This window comes from Streptomyces sp. NPDC001594, from assembly GCF_042893675.1.
GTDB lineage: Bacteria > Actinomycetota > Actinomycetes > Streptomycetales > Streptomycetaceae > Streptomyces.
Genome location: NZ_JBIAVB010000029.1, coordinates 1 through 16,863, shown reverse-complemented (window position 1 = coordinate 16,863; position 16,863 = coordinate 1). Strand labels below are relative to the sequence as shown.

General features: G+C 75.0%; 9 protein-coding genes. 5 read left to right on the top strand and 4 right to left on the bottom strand.

Translation table 11 applies throughout. The annotated features are described in order from the left end of the window. Window positions 1–1,599 (bottom strand): sporulation protein, encoded by a 1,599-nt coding sequence (locus tag ACFY0O_RS36370; protein WP_388955075.1) that lies wholly within the window; start codon window positions 1,597–1,599, stop codon window positions 1–3. Window positions 1,600–2,263: 664 nt separating this feature from the next. Between ACFY0O_RS36370 and ACFY0O_RS36365 the strand changes: the two genes are divergently transcribed. After that, window positions 2,264–4,456: an asparagine synthase-related protein gene (locus ACFY0O_RS36365; RefSeq protein ID WP_388955073.1), complete on the top strand. Its 2,193-nt coding sequence runs from the start codon at window positions 2,264–2,266 to the stop codon at window positions 4,454–4,456. 133 nt (window positions 4,457–4,589) lie between these two features. Then, complete coding sequence (locus ACFY0O_RS36360; protein ID WP_388955070.1) at window positions 4,590–7,829, top strand: BTAD domain-containing putative transcriptional regulator; 3,240 nt, start codon at window positions 4,590–4,592, stop codon at window positions 7,827–7,829. On the opposite strand, the gene ACFY0O_RS36355 is transcribed toward ACFY0O_RS36360, so the two are convergent. Both ACFY0O_RS36355 and ACFY0O_RS36350 read right to left on the bottom strand, forming a co-directional pair. Continuing rightward, entirely contained in the window at window positions 7,816–9,792 is a 1,977-nt protein-coding gene (locus ACFY0O_RS36355; protein WP_388955067.1) for a sigma-70 family RNA polymerase sigma factor, read from the bottom strand. The two genes, ACFY0O_RS36360 and ACFY0O_RS36355, sit on opposite strands and share 14 nt — an antisense overlap. A gap of 243 nt (window positions 9,793–10,035) precedes the next feature. Continuing rightward, a complete protein-coding gene (locus ACFY0O_RS36350; protein ID WP_388955064.1) occupies window positions 10,036–10,806 on the bottom strand; it encodes a TetR/AcrR family transcriptional regulator in 771 nt (256 codons plus the stop codon). A 345-nt stretch (window positions 10,807–11,151) separates the two neighbouring features. On the opposite strand from ACFY0O_RS36350, the gene ACFY0O_RS36345 reads away from it, so the two are divergent. Then, on the top strand, window positions 11,152–12,567 hold the full coding sequence (locus ACFY0O_RS36345; protein WP_388955061.1) for an NAD(P)/FAD-dependent oxidoreductase: 1,416 nt from the start codon (window positions 11,152–11,154) through the stop codon (window positions 12,565–12,567). Window positions 12,568–12,739: 172 nt separating this feature from the next. Continuing rightward, window positions 12,740–14,470, top strand: a complete 1,731-nt coding sequence (locus tag ACFY0O_RS36340; RefSeq protein ID WP_388955179.1) for a SpoIIE family protein phosphatase — start codon at window positions 12,740–12,742, stop codon at window positions 14,468–14,470. Window positions 14,471–14,536: 66 nt separating this feature from the next. On the opposite strand, the gene ACFY0O_RS36335 is transcribed toward ACFY0O_RS36340, so the two are convergent. After that, window positions 14,537–15,841, bottom strand: coding sequence for an MFS transporter (locus tag ACFY0O_RS36335; RefSeq protein ID WP_388955177.1), 1,305 nt, complete (start codon window positions 15,839–15,841; stop codon window positions 14,537–14,539). A 124-nt stretch (window positions 15,842–15,965) separates the two neighbouring features. On the opposite strand from ACFY0O_RS36335, the gene ACFY0O_RS36330 reads away from it, so the two are divergent. Next, window positions 15,966–16,490: a MarR family winged helix-turn-helix transcriptional regulator gene (locus tag ACFY0O_RS36330; RefSeq protein WP_388955059.1), complete on the top strand. Its 525-nt coding sequence runs from the start codon at window positions 15,966–15,968 to the stop codon at window positions 16,488–16,490. The last annotated feature ends 373 nt before the right edge of the window (window positions 16,491–16,863 follow it).

Genomic DNA, 16,863 nt, shown 5'->3' with positions numbered 1-16,863 from the left:
CTACGCGGGAGTGACCAGCAGCGGCCGGGCCCGTTCGCGCAGCTCCGCGACGCGCGGCTCGTCCCCGTACGGTTCCAGGCGGTGCAGCAGGTCCCGTACGTACTCGGTGGTGCGGGCGGAGGAGATGCGGCCGGCGACCTCCACGGCCCGGGTGCCCGCGGCGCAGGCCGCGTCGAGGTTGCCGGACTCCAGCTCGGCGACCGCGCTCACCACCAGGCGCAGACCGTGCGAGCGCACGTACTCCTCCGTGGGGCGGGACAGGGCCTGCTCGGTGAAGCGGCGGACCTGCCGGGGGAGTTTGAGGTCCCGGTAGCATTCCGCGGCATCCGCCGCGAAACGGTCGTAGGAGTAGAAACCCAGCCAGGTCGGGTCGGAATCCCCCTCGCGGGAGCGCTCCAGCCAGCCCTCGGCCGCGCGCAGCGCCGAACCGGCCGCCGCCGAGTCCCCCGCCTTCGCGTGCGCCCGGGCCTCCACCAGGCGGAAGAAGCTCATGGTGCGGGCGGTGGCCAGGCCCCGGTTGCGTTCGACGGCCGCCTGGGCGAGGTCCACCCCCTCGTCCGGGAAGTCCCGGTAGGTGGCCTGGAGGGACATCGAGGCCAGCACGTACCCGCCGAGCGGCACGTCGGCGGCCGCGCGGGCGAGGCGCAGCGCCTGGATGTAGTAGCGCTGGGCGGCCTCCTGCTGGCCGGTGTCGAAGGCCATCCACCCGGCGAGGCGGGTCAGCTCGGCGGTCGCCCCGAAGAGGGCCCGGCCCACCTCGTCGGTGTAGGAGCCGAGCAGCAGCGGCGCCGCGTCCACCCGCAGGCACTCGGGGACCATCGACGAACGCCAGTCCCCGCCGCCGTACTTGGAGTCCCAGCGGCGAGCGTCCTCCGCCGCCTCGCGCAGCTTGGTCACGTCGCTGTGGCCGACGCGCTGCGGGGAGGCGTCCGGGAGCGCCGCCGCGGGCACGGAGACGGGGGCCGGCGCCGCGGTTTCGGTCCCGGGGCGGGCGGGCACAACGCCCTGCGCGGGGGTTTCCGGAGTGCGCCGGGGCGCGGTGACGGAGGTGGCGCGCACCGGAGCCGCCGTACGCACACCACCGCCCGCGGGGGCGGTCGGTCCGGGGTCGGAGGCGGGGCCCGGCTCGCGGGCCACCGAGCCGTCCGCGGGCGATATCAGCCACCGCGAGGCCGGCGTCGCGTACGCCGACACCGAGAAGGAGCCGGCGAGCGACTGCCAGATCCCGCCACCGCCGCGCCGGCCCGCGAGGTCCAGCCGGTACAGGTCGGTGGCCGATCGCACGGCCGCGCCGATGTCACGCGGGAAGGCCAGCCCGACCTCCGGCGCCGGGTCCGCGTCCGCCAGCCCGATCTCGTGCAGCGGCACCGGACGCCCCAGCTTCGCACCGATCGCGGCGGCGATCAGATGCGGGGCCGCGCCCTGCGGCACCATCCCCTTCGACACCCATCGCGCGACCGAGGTCTTGTCGTACCGGAGCGTCAGGCCGCGCTGCGCTCCGAGGTCGTTGACCCGCCGGGCCAGTCCCGCGTTGCTGATGCCCGCCAGGGCGAGGACGGCGCCGAGCTTCTCGTTGGGCTCGCGGAGCTCCCTGGACATGCGCCACCCCTCGTCACACGCGGAACGCAGACGCCGCCGGGGCATAGGCGCCCGGCATTTCGTAAACCCAGCGTAGTTCCCCGCCTCCCAAGCGTTAAGGCCCCGAGTTCCGTATGGCGAGATTGTTGTCCGTGCGCACAGTCCGCCGCGGCCCGCTCTCCGGGGCGCACGCCCTCCGCTCGTGCTCCGGCCGTGTGGCCGTGCGCCCGGCCGTGCGCTCTGGCCGCACCCCGGGCCCGGCGATTCGATGTGCCGTGCGTGGGTCGGCCCGCCGGGTGGATCCGGCAGGCCGGGGGATGCCGCTGCCTCAATCCCCGCGGGTGGCGGAACGGTCCGGGGGGTGCGAACAGGCCTCCCGGGCCGCGCCCCGCGGCCTCCCGCCGGTTCCCGCCGGTTCCGGCGCCACGGCGCGTACGAGCGCCCAGTACGGCCGAAGAATGGCCGAAACCGACCTATGGGGCGGTGGGAACGGAACGCCAAATACCGTGTGACCGAGGCGTGTTCGTTTGCATGTGCGCCCCCCGAAGCCCCTCTTGCACGCCCGTCTCGTGGCAGCATGGACCCCGAGCCACCGGGGTCCCGCCGGCCGCGCCCTCAGCGCCGACCACGTCGTCCGTGCCGCCCGTTGCCCCGGTCATGTGCCCACGGGCTGGGGGAGGCGGCGGTGCGCTGGTTGGTCGGGTGGAGCAGTATCGCCGCGAGCTTCGGCACGGCCGGACGCGTCCCGCCCCCCGCCGCCGGGACCGGGTACGACGCCCCCCTGCACGGCGGCATCGCCGACGCCGCCCACGCCGACGATCCCGCAGGCCAGGACGCCGAACGCACCGTCCACCCGGTCGGCGCCCAGCTGCTGTGGGGCGACCCCGACCCCCTGTGGGCCGTCGGCGACTGGCGCCCCGACGAGGTCCGCACCGTCACCGCCGACCCCGCCGACCCCTTCACCCGGCTCGCCGTCCTCGGCTGCTGCGGCGCCGGCGACGAGGAGCTGCGCCGCGGCCTGTACGCCGCCCGCGGCGGCGCCCTGCGCCACCTCACCGAGTGGCCCGGCAACTACACCGCCGTCGTCCAGGCCGGCCGGCGCATCACCGTCCTCGGCGACCTCGCCGGCGCCCGCCCCGTCTTCTACACCCCCTGGGCGGGCGGCACCGCCTACGCCACCGCCGCCCTCCCCCTCGCCGACCTCATCGGCGCACAGCTCGACATCGGCCACCTCGCCGCCCTGCTCGCCTGCCCCGACAGCCCCGAGGCCCTGGGCGACGGCACCCCGTACGTCGGCGTGCGCCGCATCCCGCCCGGACACACCCTGATCCTGCGCGAGGGCTCCCGCGAGATCACCGGGTACGAGCCGGTGACCTCCCTCGCCGTCGCCGCCCCGGAGGCCGACCCGGAGGGGGCGGTCGAGGGCGTGCGGGAAGCGTTGACGGCTGCGGTGCGCGCCCGGCTCACGGCCCCCCGGCATGCTCCCGAGGCCCTCCTCCCCGACCCCGGCCCCGTGCCCGGAATGGGCCCCGCCGACCGCCGCGCCGCCCGAGGCGCCCCCGCCCCCGGCGTCGGCGCCGACCTCTCCGGCGGCACCGCCTCCGCCACCCTCGCCCTCCTCGCCGCCGGACTCCCCGGAGCCCCGGGCACCCTCCCCGGCTCCGGCTCCGGCTCCCGCCTCCTCGCCGTCACCTTCAACGACCTCGCCACCCCGCGCGGCCGCGAAGCCGAGCTGGAGCGCGCCCACGCCCTCGCCGCCGACCCCCGCCTCCACCACGTCGTCGTGGCCGCCGCCGACGAAGCCCTCCCGTACGCCGACCTCGACGGCCCCCTCACCGACGAACCCGGCCCCTGCCTCGTCACCGCCGCCCGCGACCGGCGCCGCCTCGCCGCCGGCTCCGCCGACCACTTCACCGGCCACGGCGCCCGCCAGGTCCTCGACGCCCACCCCGCCCGCATGGCCGACCTCCTGCTCGACCGCCGACGCCGCCACCTGCTGCGCCCCGTCGCCGCCCTCGCCCGCTCCGCCCCCGAAGGACCCCTGCTCGTCCCCTTCTCCGTCTACTCCGCCGCCCGCCGCCTCGCCCGCACGCCCTACCGCACCGGCATCGAAGCCGCCGCGGCCCGGCTGCGCGAGGGCGGCGTCGCCACCGCCGTCTCCGGGCCCGTCGACGCCTCCCTGGCCGCCCTCACCTGGTCCCGGCCCGGCCCGGCCGCCGGCTGGCTCACCGGGGAGGCGCTGGCGGAAGTATCGATCCGCCTGCGCGCCGCCGCCGGACGCCCCCCGCTCTCCCTGCGGCCCGGCGAGGCCCGCGCCCGCGCCCTGCTGGCCCGCCACGCCGCCGACCACCGGGTCTTCGAGCAGGCCGTCGAGGTCCGCAGCCAGCGCCTGCACGCCCCGTTCCTCGACAACCAGGTCGTCCGGGCCGCCCGCGCCCTCCCGGAATCCCTGCGGGTGCAGCCCGGGGCCCGCGCCGAGATCCTGCGCAGCGTCCTGGCCTCCGCCGGGGTACGGGAGCTCCCGCCCGGCTGGGGCGTCAGTGCCCCCGGCCCCAACGAGACCGCCGTGCGCCTCGGCCTGCGCGCCGCCCTCACCTCCCTGCTGGCCCTCTTCCAGGCACCGCTGCTGGCCGACGCCGGGCTGGTCGAGGCCCGCGTGGTGCGCCAGGCCCTGACCGACGCCGCCGACGGCCGTCCCGTACCGCTCGACGGGCTGGCGGAACTCGTCTCGATGGAACTGTGGCTCCGCCGCCTCCTCTCCCGCCGCGGCACCTGCTGGACGGGCACCTCGACCCCCCGCCGCCGAGCCGTCCCCCCGCTACCGACCCCGCTACCCCGCCTGACGGCAGCCCCGACGAACCCCCTGCCCCTCCGCTAGGCCGTCCAGATGCAGCCTCGCCGGCGTTTGAGGCGCGGGGGTCCGGGGGCGGAGCCCCCGGGGGAACGGGCGAAGGGCGGGGCGGGGAGAAAACCCCCCGCAGCCCAGCGCAGCGACCAGGCAGAATGACCCGGTGCGCTACCTCATCCTCGGCCCTACCGAGGCCCACGACGAGACGACCGGCGCCCCCCGCACCCCTGGCGGCGCCCGCCTGCGCGCCCTCCTCACCGCCCTCGCCCTCCGCGCCGGCACCCCGGCCCCCGCCGCAGTCGCCGACCTGGTCGACGAGGTCTGGGGCGACGACCCGCCCCAGGACGCCCCCGCCGCCCTCCAGGCCCTCGTCGCCCGCCTGCGCCGCACCCTCGGCTCCCACGACAGCGTCCGCACCGACCCCGCCGGCGGCTACCGCCTCGCCGCCGGCCCCGAGGACGTCGACCTCCACCGCTTCACCCGCCTCGCCGCCCTCGGCTCCGCCCAGCTGGCCACCGACCCCGCCACCGCCGCCGACACCCTCCGCGCCGCCCTCGCCCTCTGGCGCGGCCCCGCCCTCGGCGACCTCCCCGAACCCGCCCGCACCGCCCACGCCGCCGCCCCCGAGGCCCGCCGCGCCGCCGCCCTGCGCGACCGCGTCGAAGCCGACCTCCGCAGCGGCGCCACCGCCCCGGCCGCGCTCCTCCCGGAGCTCGAGGCACTGATCCGCGAGCACCCGTACGACGAACCGCTGCGCGCCCTCCAGCTGCGCGCCCTGGCCGCCGCGGGCCGCCCCGCCGACGCCCTCGCCGCCTACGAACGCACCCGCCGCGACCTCGCCGAAGGCCTCGGCGTCGACCCCGGCCCGCAGCTGCGCGCCCTCCACGCCGAACTCCTGCGCCCCCCGCCGCCCCCGCCCGCGCCGCCCCGCGGCAACCTCCGCCCCCGCCTCACCTCCTTCGTCGGCCGCGAACCCGAACTCGCCTCCCTCGCCGACGACCTGGCCCGCGTCCGCCTCGTCACCCTCACCGGCCCCGGCGGCTCCGGCAAGACCCGCCTCGCCGAGCACGCGGCCGCCGCCCAGCCCGAATCCGGCTGGCTCGTCGAACTCGCCCGCCTCGACCACCCCGCCGCCGTCCCCGGCGCCGTCCTCAGCGCCCTCGGCCTGCGCGAGAACAGCCTCGTCGCCCGCGAGAAGACCCCCGCCGCCGACGACCCCACCGCCCTCCTCGTCGAACACTGCGCACACCGCCACCTGCTCCTCGTCCTGGACAACTGCGAGCACGTGATCGGCGCCGCCGCCGAACTCGCCGAGAAGCTCCTCACCCACTGCCCCGGCGTCCGGATCCTCGCCACCAGCCGCGAACCCCTCGGCGTGCCCGGCGAGTTCCTGCGCCCCGTCGAACCCCTCCCGCCCGGCCCCGCGCACCGCCTGTTCACCGACCGCGCCACCGCCGCCCGCCCCGGCTTCCGCCCCGACGAGGACCCGGACGCCGTCGCCGAGATCTGCGCCCGCCTCGACGGACTGCCCCTCGCCATCGAACTGGCCGCCGCCCGGCTGCGCCTGCTCACCCCCCGCCAGATCGCCGACCGCCTCGACGACCGCTTCCGCCTCCTGACCGGCGGTGCCCGCACCCTCCTGCCCCGCCAGCAGACCCTGCGCGCCGTCGTCGACTGGTCCTGGGACCTCCTCGACACCGCCGAGCGCACCGTCCTCGCCCGCATGTCCGCCTTCGCCGGCGGCTGCGACCTGGACGCCGCCGAAGCCGTCTGCGGCCACGGCGGCCACGGCGGCCTCGACATCGCCGACACCCTCGGCGCCCTGGTCGACAAGTCCCTCGTCACCGCCGTCCCCGACCCCGACGGCATGCGCTACCGCCTGCTGGAGACCATCCGCGAGTACGCCGCCGAACGCCTCGCCGCCGCCCCCGACGAGGCCCGCGCCACCGCCCGCCGGCACGCCGCGTACTACCTGGCCTTCGCCGAGCGCAGCGAACCCCTGCTGCGCTCCGCGGAACAGCTCACCTGGATCACGCGCGTCGAGACCGAGCTCGACAACCTCCGCTCCGCCCTCCACGGCTCCACCGCCGCGAACCCGGACCTGGAGACCGCCCAGCGCCTCGTCATCGCCCTCTCCTGGTTCCTGTGGCTGCGCAACTACCGTGCCGAGGGCGCCGAATGGACCGGCCGGGTCCTCGCCGCCACCCCGGACGACGCCCCCGAGGGCTCACCCGCGTACTGGCGGGCCATGCGCCTGCGGGTCCTCCACATGTTCCTGCTCACCGAGAGCGAGGGCGGCGCGGGCCTCCGCACGCCCGAGTCCGCCGCCGTCGCCACCCGCATCAGGGAGGCCTTCCGCGAGGGCTCCCCCGAGACCACCCGCTTCCCCGGCATGCTCTGGCCCGCGACGGCCGTCCTCACCGGCGACACCGAGGTGTTCTACCCCGACCTCTCCCGCTCCGTGGAGAACTGCCGCCGGTACGCCGGGGACTGGGAACTCGGCGTCACCCTCCTGATGCGCGCCCACAACGCCATCGACATGACCGGCGGGCTCGACACCGTCGACGCCGACCTCGCCGAACTCCACGGCATCGCCCGCCGCTGCGGAGACCGCTGGATGCGGGCCCAGGTGGCCAGCGCCGCGGGGGAGGCCGCCCTCTCCCGCGGCCAGTACGACACCGCCCGCGCCGAGTACGAGGAGTGCCTGCGCCTCGCCCGCGAGGTCGGCGCCCAGATCGAGGCGCCCCTGGCCCTCACCCGCATCGCCGAGGCGGCCTACTGCACCGGGGACTACGACACCGCCGAACGTCTCCTCGCCGAAGCCGACCGGGAGGCCGAGCAGTACGGCGGGGTCTACGAGATGAGCTCCTTCTCCCGGCTCCTGTCGGCGATGATCGCCCTGCGGCGCGGCGACACCGACCGGGCCCGCACGGAAAGCGCCCGCGCCCGCGCCGACGCCGCGCAGATCAACCCGCCCCCGCAGCTGACCGCGGGGCTCAACGTCATCGAGGCCGCGCTCACGGCCCGGGAGAACGGCCCGCAGGCGGGCCTCGACCGGATCGCGCCCGCCCTGGCGGAGGCGGTCGCCGCCCACTGCGCCGAACGCGTCCTGGCCACCCTCGCCGAAGCGGCGGCCCTGTTCCTGGCCGGTGCCGGCCGGCCGGCGGCGAGCGTACGGGTCCTCGCGGCGGCCTCCGCCTGGCGCGGGGCCCATCCCCGCTCGGTGCCGGAGGAAACGGTTCTGGAGGGGCTCCCGGCCCGCACCCGCGCCGCCCTCGACGCGGCCGCGCACGCCGAGGCGGAGGCGGAGGGCCGCGGCCTGACCCCGGCCGAGGTCTCCGCCGAGGTCTCCGCCGAGGTCTCCGCCGAGGTGTCCCGGCACGCCCCGCTCAGCGGCAGCTGATCACCGCGTCGGCCCAGCTCGCCAGCGTCGGCAGGCTCCCCTGTCCGGCCTGCTCCACCACCAGCCGCAGCGTCGAACGCCCGCTGAGCGGCACCTGGACGGCCGCCGGGGCGTCCGCGTACCCGAGCGCGCCCGAACGCCACAGCCGCTGCCCGTCGGCGTAGACGGAGAACCGCACCGTCCCGTCGGTCAGCAGCGACAGCCCGTCCACCCCGGCCCGCGCCGAGAAGGAGGTGCACTGCCGGTTGAGGGTGATCTCCACCGAGGACCGGGAGTCGACGGTGATCCCCTGCCCGAACCGCTGCCCGCCGGCCACCAGCCCCCACCGCCGCCACACCCAGCTGCTGCTCCAGGTCTCCAGCTCGGGACCGGTGTGCCGGCCGAACGCCGAGTGCCCCAGCCGGGCCAGCGGGAAGGCCTGGGCCGGCTGCGGCGACGGCGTGGGCCTCGGCCGGGACGCCGAGGGCGACGGCGACGGCTTCGGCGGCCGGGACGCGGACGGGGTCACCGGCGCCGCGACGGACACCGACGGCGACGCCGGCCGGGGCGCCGACGCGGACGGCGCCGCGGTGCGCGCGGGCGGTACGGGACCCCCCGCCGCCGGGGCCGGATCCGCCGGCGGGCTCGACCGCGGCGGGGTGGGCAAGGGCGCCCGGGGCACCACCGGAGCCACCGCGCTGGGCGCCGGCTTCGCCTCCGGCTCGGGCTCGTCCCCCGTCAGGGCGAACACCACCCCGGCGGCCGCCGCGACCGCTATGCCGGCGGCGATGGCGGCCTTCGCGGGCAGCCCGAGCCCCTCCGAGACCACCGCCCCGCCGGTCCCCCCGGCGGCGCCGGCCCCACCACCGGCGGCCCCCGCGGCCCCGGCCGCACCACCCGCGGCCCCTGCGGCCCCGGCCCCCGCGGCCGACGACCCGCCCGCCGCGGCGGCGGCAGCCCCCGCACCACCCGCGGCGACGACCCCGCCGGCCACCACCCCGGCGGCCTTCGCGGCGTACCCGGCGGCGAACCACCCGATGACCGCCACCGGCAGCAGCGCGGGGATCCCCGCGTTCACGTCCTTGAGCTCACCGGCGGCCAGCCGGCACTTGGCGCACTCCTCCAGGTGCCCCCGCAGCCCGCGCTCCGCCCGCATCCGCAGCCCGCCCCGCGCGTACGCGCCCAGCCGGTCCGCGTACCGCGCGCAGTCCCCGCCCGCACGGAGGGCGGAGCTCACGTGCGCCTGGAGGTAGGCCTGCTTGAGGCCCTCCCGGGCCCGGCTGGCCAGGACCGCCGTCGCGTTGGCGCTCAGCCCGAACAGCGGGGCGATCGCACTCGGCGAGGCCTCTTCGACGGTGGTGTGCCACAGCACGGCCTGCCAGCGCTCCGGCAGGCTCCGGAAGGCCTGCATGGCGAGGGACCGCTCGGCCTCGTGCATCGCGCGGACGTCCGCGCCCAGTTCCAGGGTGTCGTCCCCGGACAGCCCGCCCAGTGACCCGCCGCCCTCCGCCCCCGCGGCCGCCTGTTCCGCGAACACGGCGAAGTCCTCGACCAGATGCTCCCGCCGGGCCGTCTTCGCCCAGGCCGCGGCCACCCGCCGCACGGTGGTCAGCAGGTAGGCACGCACCGACTGGTCCGGGCCCGCACCGCCCCGTACCGCCTGGAGCGTCCGCGCGAACACCTCGGCGGTCAGGTCGTCGGCGGTGTGCCCGTCCCGGCAGCAGGTCCGCGCGTAGCGGCGGACGGCCTCGGCGTGCCGGCGGAACAGCTCCTCGTACGCGCCGTCGTCGCCGCCGCGCATCCGGGCGACCAAGTCCGCGTCCGACGGCGGAAGCTCGCCGCCGCCCTCACCCGAAGCGGCGTGCCGCCTCCGGCCGGGCTCGCGCTGGGCCGGGACCTGACGGGCGGGCAGACTGCCCGCCGACGCCCCGCCACTCGTGTCACCGACGCCACCGGGAGTCTCGTCCCGTCCGTCCACGCTCATCGCGGCAGCCCCCGCACGACACACTCAGACCGGTCCACCGATCCAGCGTGTCACACGGCACGGCCGCCCCGGCCTGCCTTCCGCGCCATCCACCCATCCGGGGACAATCCGGCGAATCGCCGAACCACTCCTCACCCCTTCGAGTGACCGGCCGCGCCGGGCGCCTCGTTGACCCCCGGCAGCCGCCGCCCCGGCCGGCCCCCACCCCTGCGGGGACCGGCCGGACGGCTCATCCCGTACGGCTCACGCCGTACGGGAACGCAGCCCCTCGAGCAGGATCTCCAGCAGCCGGGCCGAAGCGGCGGCCTGCTGCGCCGGGTCCGGCAGCGCGGGCGCGGCGGTCGCGATGACCAGCAGCACGTCGGCCACCGTCACATCGGCCCGCAGCTCACCGGCCTCCCGCGCCCGGTCCACCAGCCGGCCGACGACCTCCAGCAGCGCACCCGCGCCCGCGTCCTCCGACGGCTCGTCCTCCATAGGGGTCCGCGCGCCCACGACGCGCAGGTCCGGAGCCCCGCCCGCGACGGCCTGCCGCTGGTGCGGAACGCGCGCGGCGCCCTCGTCCCCGTCCGCGTCCTCCTCGGCCGAGCCGACCCGCAGCACCTGCGGGGGCAGCAGCCGGCCCGCGCCCGAGGCCACCGAGGTGCGCAGGAAGCGCGACAGCGCCTGCCACGGCTCCTCCTCCTGGCCCAGAGCGGACTTCGCCTGCTCCGTCAGCCGGGCGGTCTCCTCCTCGGCTATGCGCCGGACCAGCACGTCCTTGCTGGGGAACCGCCGGTAGACCGTCCCGACGCCGACGCGGGCGCGCCGCGCCACGTCCTCCATCGGGGCCCCGTAGCCCAGCTCGCCGAAGACCTCGCGCGCGGCGCGCAGGACGTGTTCGAGGTTGCGCTGCGCGTCGACCCGCAGGGGCGTGGAGCGGCCCGTGCCGTGGGTGGTCGTGCCCGCGATCACACGGCCGCCGCTCTCTGCGGACAGAGCGGTGGCAGAACCATGGAAATCGGAAATATGCATATGTATCCCCCGGTAATCATTTGTCTCCCCCCGGAGACACTCCCCGCCTTCGTGTCGAGGGGGGCCACGGTCATGAGGGCCCTGGTCCTACTCCTCGACGAGATACGAACATAGTTGAGCCAGAGTCAATTCAGAAGAGGGAGCCCACGACGGAGCACCCCCCGATCGGAGCATTCACCCCCACTTTTCCGCCGCAAGTCTCCGGAATCACCCCTTCCGTACGCCCTGACCTGCGAACTTCTCACACCACTCGACCCACCCCGCCACCCCGGCCCACCCCCACCGCCGGTCACACAATTTGTCGGGCCTGTGGACAAACTCCCGGCCACGTTGCGTCATGGGACGGTGAAGGCTGCTAACTCGCGGGGCGACGCCCCCGGTACCCCGCCCCGCACGCGCATCCTCGTCATCGGCGGCGGATACGTCGGCATGTACACCGCCCTGGGCCTCCAGCGGAAGCTCAGATCCGGCGAAGCCGAGGTCACCGTCGTGACCCCCGAGCCGTACATGACGTACCAGCCCTTCCTCCCGGAAGCCGCCGCGGGCGCCATCTCCCCCCGCCACGTCGTCATCCCGCTGCGCCGCGTCCTCGACCGCTGCCGCATCGTCATCGGCCAGGCCCAGCGCATCGACCACGCCAAACGCACCGCGACCATCACCACCCTCGCCACCCCCGAAGAGGGCACCGGCGACCTCGAGATCGAGTACGACGAACTCGTCCTCGCCCCCGGCTCCGTCTCCCGCACCCTCCCCGTCCCCGGCCTCGCCGACTACGGCATCGGGTTCAAAACCGTGGAAGAGGCCATCGGCCTGCGCAACCACGTCATCGAACAGATGGACATCGCCTCCTCCACCCGCGACCCCGCCATCCGCGACGCCGCCCTCACCTTCGTCTTCGTCGGCGGCGGATTCGCCGGCGTCGAGGCACTCGGCGAACTCGAGGACATGGCCCGCTACGCGGCCCGGTACTACCACAACATCAAGCCCGAGGACATGAAATGGGTGCTGGTCGAGGCCAGCGACCGGATCCTCCCCGAGGTCGGCCCCGAAATGGGCACCTACACCGTCCGCGAACTGCGCCGCCGCAACATCGACGTCCGCCTCGAAACCCGACTCGAATCCTGCGAGAACCGCGTCGCCGTCCTCAGCGACGGCGCCCGCTTCCCCACCCGCACCGTCGTCTGGACCGCCGGCGTCAAACCCCACCCCATCCTGGCCGCCACCGACCTCCCCAGGAACGAACGCGGCCGCCTGCGCTGCACCTCCTTCCTCACCGTCGAAGGAGTCGAACACGCCTGGGCCGCCGGCGACGCCGCCGCCGTCCCCGACATCACCGCCCAGACCCCCGGCAGCGAATGCGCCCCCAACGCCCAGCACGCCGTCCGCCAGGCCAAACAGCTCGCCGACAACATCGTCGCCGCCCTCCGCGACGAAGCCCTCACCGAATACGCCCACAAATACGCCGGCTCCGTCGCCTCCCTCGGCCTCCACAAGGGCGTCGCCCACGTCTACGGACGCAAGATCAAGGGCTACCCCGCCTGGTTCATGCACCGCACCTACCACCTCAGCCGCGTCCCCACCTTCAACCGCAAGATGCGCGTACTCGCCGAATGGACCCTCGCCGGACTCTTCACCCGTGAGATCGTCTCCCTCGGATCCCTCGAACACCCCAGGGCAGAATTCGAACTCGCCGCCGGCGGAGGCCCCCGCCACCACCTCCAGCACCCCGCCCCCAACCCCCCGGCCGACAGCGAGGGCTGACGTTGTCAGTGCGGTCCGCCACACTGGACGTGTGACCATAGGTGGGCTCACACCTGCACAGAGTGACGCCCCACGGAGTGACAGCAGCAAGCGACCGACCACACGGGGCACCTCCCGGCACCACCGGGAGGAGACACCGCGACCACTTGCGACACCACGAGGCTTGAACGCAGTGAACTTCACGCGCTGGAGCGCCCGCTTTCCCGGAACGCAGCGCCGCGCCGCCGCCCGGAACGAGCACGCCGCCGCCCAGGCCAAAAGGGGTGAAGGCTCCGTCCCGGCAGCCCGCGGCGCCGCCGCCCACCCCGTCACTCCCCCCGACGGCAGCCCCGCCGACGCCACCGTCTCCGGCACCGGCACGGCACCGCTCCCCGCCGCACCCGCCCTCGACGAGCTCTCCGTCCAGGAGGTCCTCGGGCTGCTCCCCGCCCTCGTCGCCCTCGTCCACGGCCCCGACCACCGCGTCGCCTACCTCAACGACGCCTACACCGCAGGCTTCGGCCCCCGCCCCACCGGCGCACCCGCCCGCGAAGCCCTCCCCGAACTCGGCGAGCTCGGCCTCCTCCCCCTCCTCGACCAGGTCCAGCGCAGCGGAAAACCCCGCACCGCCAAGAACCGCCAGGCCCCCGGAGGCGGCAACTCCTACACCGTCACCTGCACCCCCGTGCAGTTCCCCAAGGCCGACACCGACGGCCGCGCCGACCCCCACCACACCGGGATCCTCGTCCACCTCGCCGACGTCACCGACCACGCCGAAGCCGTCGACCGCCTCCGCGCCAGCGAACGCCGCCAGCGCGAAGCCGCCGTCACCCTCCAGCGCTCCCTCCTGCCCCAGGAACTGGAACAGCCCGACGACCTCCGCATCTCCGCCACCTACCAGCCCGGCGGCACCGAAGCCGCCGTCGGCGGAGACTGGTACGACGTCATCACCCTCGGCGCCGGCCGCACCGCCCTCGTCATGGGCGACGTCATGGGCCGCGGCGTCCGCGCCGCCGCCGTCATGGGCCAGCTGCGCACCGCCGTCCGCGCCTACGCCCGCCTCGACCTCCCCCCGCACGAGGTCCTCCAGCTCCTCGACGGCCTCGCCGCCGAGATCGACGCCAGCCAGATCGCCACCTGCGTCTACGCCGTCCACGACCCCAACGAAGGCCTCCTCGCCTACGCCTCCGCCGGCCACCTCCCCATCCTCGTCCGCGACGAGGACGGCACCGTCCGCCGCGCCGCCGACCCCACCGGCCCTCCGCTCGGCACCGGCGGCTGGCTCCACACCTCCGGCACCATCGCCCTCGGCCCCGGCTCCACCGCCGTCCTCTACACCGACGGCCTCGTAGAACGCCGCGGCGAGGACATCGACGAAGGCGTCGCCGCCCTCGAACGCGCCCTCGCCGGAGCCCAGGGCACCCCCGCGATCATCTGCGACCGCCTCATGCGCGCCCTCGGCGTCGACGCCGACCACGACGACGACGTCGCCGTCATGGTCCTCCAGCAGCCCGCCCGCACCGGAGCCGACGCCGAGCTCTTCCACAACGCCGCCCTGGAACTCCTCGGCGGCGTCGAGGCCGCCCCCCGCGCCCGCGCCTTCGCCCAGGGCGTCCTCACCTCCTGGCGCTTCCCCGTCGAGCTCTGCGACCTCGGCGTCCTCGCCGCCAGCGAACTCGTCGCCAACTCCCTCCAGCACGGCACCCCGCCCATGCGGCTGCGCCTGCGCCGCACCGACCGCCGCCTGATCGTCGAGGTCACCGACGGCGACGACCACCTCCCGCGCCGCCGCCGCGCCGAACCGGCCGACGAGACCGGCCGCGGCATCTCGATCATCGCCACCATCGCCTCCTCCTGGGGCTCCCGCCGCACCCCCGGCGGCGGCAAGGCCGTCTGGTGCGAATTCGCCCTCCCCGACCACTAGCCCCCGGACACGCGTGAGGCCCCGGTCCACCGGACCGGGGCCTCACCCACACCTGCTCCCTCTTACTTACGCGGCGACCCGCTCCGCCGGCTGCTGCTCCACAGCCCGGCCGGCCACCGCCGGACCCTGCGCCACGACCCGGCCGCCCAGCAGCGACGGATTGTCCTGCACCGGGCTCAGCTGCCGGCCCAGCCGCAGCGCCAGCCCCGCGATCCCCAGCGACACCAGCACGAAGATCCCGATGTACAGCATCGGAACCCCGGCACCCAGCGGCACACCCAACGGCCCCAGCGCCAGCGCCATCTGCTTGACCAGCGCGAACGCCGAGTTGTACTGCCCGACCGAACCCTCCGGAGCCAGGTCCGCCACCAGCGGCGCCAGCGTCGGCGACAGCATCGCCTCACCGATCCCGAAGAGCGCGTACGTGCTCACGAACGCGGCCGCGGCCATCGTCGCGCTGCCGTGCCCCAGCCCCGAGAACCCGGCGATCAGCCACGCCACGGTCCAGATCAGCCCGACCAGCGCGATCACCCGCGACCGGCGCCGCTTCTCGACCAGCTTCAGCACCACGAACTGCGCCACGACGATCGCACCCGTGTTGGCGGCAAGCGCGAACCCCAGCGTGGACGGCGAGATCCCCGCGGCCTCCGTACCGAAGGCGGCCAGACCCGACTCGAACTGTCCGTAGCAGGCGAAGAAGAGCACGAAGCCCAGCAGACACAGCTGCACCATGGCCTTGTGGCGCAGCAGCCGCTTCCAGCCGCCACCCGCCGCCTGGGCCGGGTCCTTCGGCAGCGCGTCCTTGATGCTCGGGGCCTGCGGCATCCGCACGGTCGCGATCACCGCCGCCAGCACCAGGAACATCACGGCCTCGATGCCGAACAGCAGGCTGAAGCTCCCCGGCCGGGTCACGTCGACGATCTGGCCACCGGCCAGCCCGCCGATGCCCAGACCCAGGTTCTGCATGAAGAACTGCAGCGCGAACGCCCGCGTACGGGTCGACGGCGTCGAGCACCACACGATCATCGTGGCCAGCGCCGGCTGCATCACGGCCTGCCCGGCGCCCAGCGCCAGGGCGGACAGCAGGATCGGCACCACGCCGGAGGAGAGCCCCAGGGCCAGCGCACCCGCGGACGCGGCCACGGCCGCCCCCATCACCACGGGCACGGGACCACGCCGGTCGATGACCCGGCCGGTGAAGGGCAGCGCGACGAGAGCACCCAGGGCGAACGCCACGAACGCACTCGTGGCGGCCATGGAGCCCAGACCCCGCACCTGCGCCACATAGATGTAGAGGAACGGAACCGTGAAACCGATGCCGAACGCGGTCAGCGCGTTCCCGGCCTGGATCCGCCGCATCGCAGCGCCCATCACCTTGGTCACTTCTCACCTGTCCTGATAGCTAAAGTCTGAAGACTTCATACCTAAAGTTCGATGCTTAACTCTACACATCGAAGGAGTTAGACGCCAACGGGTTCGTGGGATACTTCGGACCATGGCTGACACCCCCGACGGCGCGACGCCGGTCCACGAGCCGAGCCTCGACGAGCAGATCGCCGTCTACCAGCGCGAGTTCCAGGACCTGGACCCCCAGGTGGAGAAGGTCGTCTCGGCCCTCAGCCGCCTGAACCGCCGCATGAACGTCGCGTACGGCCGCCAGACGGCCGCCCTCGGCATCAGCAACGCGGAGTGGGAGGTCCTCAAGGCCCTCGTCCTGTCGGGCGCCCCGTACCGGATGGGCCCGAGCGAGCTCGCGAAGCAGCTGGGCCTCACGCCGGCCGCGATGACCCACCGGATCGACCGCATGACGGCCGAGGGCCTGGTCACCCGGGAACGGGACGAGTCCAACCGGGTCCGCGTCATCGTGGAGCTGACGGACGAGGGCCGCAGCAAGTGGCTGGACGCCATGCGCGCGGCGACGGTGTTCGAGGAGGACCTCCTCCAGGACCTCTCCACCGCGGAGCGCGGGGTGTTGGGCGACATGCTCACGCGGGTCCTGGCCCGCGTAGAGCAGGGTTGACACGACCCGCCCCGATCCGTAAGGTTCTTCGAGTTGCCCCAGAGCCGAAAGGTTCCGAGGCCAACGAATCCGCCGCCTCGTCGCGGCAACCTCTACTCAGCACGATCTCCCACCGGGAACGAATTCGGCATGCCCGAATTCATTTCCGAAGGCCCGATTATCGGTTGCCGGGAAAATCCGCTAGAGTTCAGGAGTCGGAAGGGCCCAACAGCCCGGAAGACAAACCCCGCTGACTGGGAGTCAGGCCCGAAAGGATCTGATAGAGTCGGAAACGAAGAAAGAACGAAAGCCCGGAGGAAAGCCCGCGAGGGTGAGTACAAAGGAAGCGTCCGTTCCTTGAGAACTCAACAGCGTGCCAAAAATCAACGCCAGA

Coding starts and splice junctions, on each gene's coding strand:
- ACFY0O_RS36370 (WP_388955075.1), bottom strand. CDS start 1,599: ATGTCCAGGGAGCTCCGCGAGCCCAACGAGAAGCTCGGCGCCGTCCTC.
- ACFY0O_RS36350 (WP_388955064.1), bottom strand. CDS start 10,806: ATGCATATTTCCGATTTCCATGGTTCTGCCACCGCTCTGTCCGCAGAG.
- ACFY0O_RS36330 (WP_388955059.1), top strand. CDS start 15,966: ATGGCTGACACCCCCGACGGCGCGACGCCGGTCCACGAGCCGAGCCTC.
- ACFY0O_RS36335 (WP_388955177.1), bottom strand. CDS start 15,841: ATGGGCGCTGCGATGCGGCGGATCCAGGCCGGGAACGCGCTGACCGCG.
- ACFY0O_RS36355 (WP_388955067.1), bottom strand. CDS start 9,792: ATGAGCGTGGACGGACGGGACGAGACTCCCGGTGGCGTCGGTGACACG.